The sequence below is a fragment of the Fructobacillus sp. EFB-N1 genome (assembly GCF_001038455.1).
In the GTDB taxonomy this organism is placed as follows: domain Bacteria; phylum Bacillota; class Bacilli; order Lactobacillales; family Lactobacillaceae; genus Fructobacillus; species Fructobacillus cardui.
On record NZ_LDUY01000041.1, the window covers coordinates 1 to 4,142 of the forward strand.

3 protein-coding genes are annotated in these 4,142 nt (G+C 32.5%); all 3 read left to right on the forward strand.

Annotation, left to right across the window (positions count from 1 at the left end):
• Positions 1–215 precede the first annotated feature (215 nt).
• Positions 216–1,160 carry an acyltransferase family protein gene (locus FEFB_RS07805; RefSeq protein WP_047975685.1) on the forward strand — a complete coding sequence of 315 codons (945 nt, stop codon included), beginning with the start codon at positions 216–218 and terminating at the stop codon, positions 1,158–1,160.
• A 155-nt stretch (positions 1,161–1,315) separates the two neighbouring features.
• Positions 1,316–1,759 (forward strand): GtrA family protein, encoded by a 444-nt coding sequence (locus FEFB_RS07810; RefSeq protein ID WP_047975686.1) that lies wholly within the window; start codon positions 1,316–1,318, stop codon positions 1,757–1,759.
• A gap of 181 nt (positions 1,760–1,940) precedes the next feature.
• Positions 1,941–2,666, forward strand: coding sequence for a hypothetical protein (locus tag FEFB_RS07815; protein ID WP_047975687.1), 726 nt, complete (start codon positions 1,941–1,943; stop codon positions 2,664–2,666).
• Positions 2,667–4,142: the final 1,476 nt, after the last annotated feature.

Genomic DNA, 4,142 nt, shown 5'->3' on the forward strand with positions numbered 1-4,142 from the left:
CAACAATCGACCCATGAAGTTACATAACTACCAGACGCCACTAGAAGTTTTTCGGGGTTGTTCGAATTAAACTTGTAATCTGCCTATTGTTAAAATTATGAAGATAATTAATATGAAAATTTGAGATTAAGAACCATTGAAATTTCATTTAAAATAAGTAGTTAATTTTATGATATATTATTATAATGGATTTAGTATCTTTGGGAGTATAAAGCATGACAAAAAGAATTGAATGGATTGATGTCGCCAAAGCTATCGGTATTGTACTGGTTGTTTATGGGCATGTGATTTTAGGACTGCATGATAGCGGTATTTGGGGGGCTAGTCAAAATTATGATTGGCAGCACTCAATTATTTATAGTACTCATATGCCATTATTTTTCTTTTTGAGTGGTATTTTTGCGGTTCGTTGGGTTGAACGTCCCGCCAAAAAAGCAATTAGTCAGAAAGTACGTACCTTGATTGTTCCTTACTTTATCTGGGGCTTTGTTCAAGCCGTTGTCATGCAGGTCTTTTCGAAAAGTACCAATAATGGTCAGGGGATTGGAAATGCATTACAGCTTCCATGGATCCCTTACGCACAATTTTGGTTTCTTTATGATCTCTTTTGGATGTTTCTTGTCTACTATTTGATTATCCATGTGTTTCATTGGCCATTCTTTTCATTATTAATTTTTTCGTTCTTATTTTTTGGAATTTCGCCTTTTTTGAACTTTTGGGAGTTTTGGCGAATCGGTTATTATTTTGTGTTTTTCTTAATAGGAACAAAAGTGCTTAGCTTAGGATACTATTTGGATAAAATGAATCCAATTGTTGATTTTATTTTATTTATTTTGCTACAGGTGGCTTATTTTGAGTTAGATTTATCAAAGTTTTGGCATAATGTATTTTCTTTTTTTGTAGCTATGATTGGTATCTTTGTTATTATCCATCTTGCTAAATATGTTAATAATTGGTCTGTAGATTATATTGGCCAAAAATCAATGGTTATTTATGTTTTACATATTATGTTTACTGCAGGAAGTCGAATTTTTCTAGCAAAAGCTGGTTTGGATAATCTCTATTTACAAGGGATAGTTGGACTTCTTTGTGGAATTTTGGGTCCTTTGGTAGTTTACCAAGTAATTCGTAAAATGAAGTTTGATGAATACTTGTTTTAAAATTGTTTGTTTCAGTAATAATCAACCGTTGGCCAGAGTATTTCAACTGATAATCAGATGTTTTTTTGAATCATGAATGAAAATTAACAGATTAAATGCAAAACTGATTGTTTTCGCTGCAACTATAATGTATCTGAATTTGATTGAGGAGTATCATGGAAAGAATAATTGATTTTTATAAAAAGTATGAAGAGACTGTTTTGTATCTCTTTTTTGGCGGAGCAACCTTTGTTGTTTCTGTTGTAACTTATGCACTCTTTTCCGCAGTATTGCATTGGACTTATACTTTGGCTTATGTGGTTTCTTGGTTTTTGGCAGTATTTTTTGCCTACGTAACAAACCGAATTTGGGTCTTTAAATCAGAAATGCGCAATAAAGCAGGATTATTTCGTGAAATTTGGCAATTCTACTTAGCACGAATTGTTACTGGTGTGATTGGTTGGTTGATTCTGATGTTTGGTGTTAATCTGTTACATCAGAATGATCTCATTTGGAACGGCATTCAAAACGTCTTTGTTATTATCTCAAATTATGTTTTAAGTAAGCTTTACATTTTCAAAGAAGTAGAAGAAGTAATTGAAGATAAAATTAATAAATAGTCTGGCAAAAGAGCTTGCAATTGCAGACTCTTTTTTTTATGATAAAAGTTAAAAAAATTTAAGATAGTCAAATAAGTGTTGACCGATAGTAACAATCGCTATATACTCAATACGTCAGTTACATTTATGTTGCGATGCGATTAAAGTGTAGGAGATAATACGCATTTAAGGAGTCTGCAAGATGTTTAAAAAGAAAAAAATCTTGCTAACAATGACAGTGGTGACTGTCGTTTTAACACTGGGGGCCACTACTTTTATTGTTAATGCTGTTACAAACCCAACTAATCAACAACTTGGATTTATAACTAAAAAGAAAAGCAGTTCGGCCCAGTCTTCTAGCAAAAAAAGCGTCGCTTCCACTAATCAAAAGACCCAATCAGCTATTACCAGTGGTAACCAGCAAGGTGCTGCAACTAGTGCTAGTACCGGAAACCTGGAGGCTAATGTTAGTTTGAGTGAGAACTCCAATACGAAATCAGCATCATCTTCTCTTAATTCAACCTCAACATTAAGCAACACGCTTACTCAGGATGATTTTCGTTCTAGCGATGATTTAGCTTATCGGCTGATTGCCCTCTATGGTTTGGTTCATGGCGATGATCAATGGCAAAAATTAAATTTGATGCAGTCAAAAGGAATTGTTTTGACGCAGGTTGCTAATCAATCGAACCCAACTTTTATTGCTAAGGCTGTTGGTGGTGCTGATAATGATGGCGCTTATTATAAGTATTTAATGGACGATATTAGTTCGTCAAGCCAAGGCGCGGCAAAGCCGATGCTCTTTAGCCAAAATAATACCACCAATTATCGAGCGTCAATTATTGATGTTTTGAATTATGTGAATTCAATTGGTGGTCGTTCAGTAGTACAGAAAATGAAGTTTCAATTGGTTGAAAGTTCAAACTAAGTTTTATTGAACTGTTAAACGGGAAATATCAATCATAAACAGCGTCGATACTAGAGGATTTAACCAAAAATATTTGGCCAGGCGCTGTTCTATTTATGTAGAAAGCACGAGACAATGTGGTCTCGTGCTTTTTAGTTTATTTGGAGCACCCTCAGTTCTGTCATAATGCATTTGACCAGTAACTGTCTGGATTGACGATTGAATTTAAAAGTCTAATTAGGCAGCTAGTGTCGGAGTCAGTGACTGATTGTCATATTAATCGGGAATTTTTTAGGTGTTATCTTTAATAAAACCGTAAAATACAACGTAGGCGGTATTTAACTGTGCAAGACTTAAAGAGAGAATGTAATACAAAAGGGAGAGAAACATGTTATTACCAATAATGATACTGGTTTTTGCAATTGGGATTTTTGTGTATTTAATGCTTTTGGTTGGTTATGTAGCATACAAAATCATTTTTTTAATTTTGAAATTAGTGGCGAATGTCATTCGCAACCATTAGTTAATGAGGCGGACTAGAAGACAGTCAGAAAAAAATGGAAGAGTAGGCTGATTATGCAAGTTCTCATAGTGAGGGAGAGGCTTAAATTTAATTGAAAGAGCAATTTTTGTATACGTTAGTACCTGAATATTGATAACAAACTAATTAAAAATATGTAATAGAATTTTTCACTGTAAAAGGAGTTTTTCCGTTATGAATTAGTTTGTGTCATCTGATAGTAATCCAGACTGTCTTTACTGCCTGAATATAATAATTATTGTGTTAATTTTACAGAATTTCCTTTAAGGGTAGGTATAATAATTACTAAATATTTATCAAAAATTTTATTACCCATTATCTTTTTAAATATAAAATTTAAGTCGATAAGTGCTATTTATAGGCTTTTCCTTGCTTTACATTTTGTATAATATTTTTAAGAAAAATCTGTTTGAAAAGGAGGAACTAATGACACAACAAACAATTAATCCAATTAAGCTTAAAAATATAGATGTTTCAGCTGAGGCTGACTTTATTGCTAATTTGATTAGCGAACAAAAAATGACTTTTTTTAAATGGTAAGTGGGTTCCGGTAAAACGAGCTTTTTACGGGAAGTACGAAATAAATTAAAGAAAAAGTTTACACTAAAATATTTAGATTTGTGGAGAATTAAAGATTCTAATTCTGTAATTTCATCGGCTTTACGTCTTCTAAAGCCGTTTCATTTTTGGACTGGCCGAATTTTATTTTTAATAGCGCTTTTTATAGTTATTGTTGTATTAGGTAAGTTACAAGTGGCTTTTTAAATTATTTATTTAACTTTTTAACTATAAAATCATCCAATATTGGAGTAACTATTCTTCAATTAATTGTAGCTGTATCTGCTTTTAACGCTTTTGTATTTGAATTTTTTAAACTAAAAACTGATAGAATTGATCTGTTTGACCTGTACCCCAAAAGTTGAAGTAAATATTTAGACCTAGCTGGCCAGTTGCCC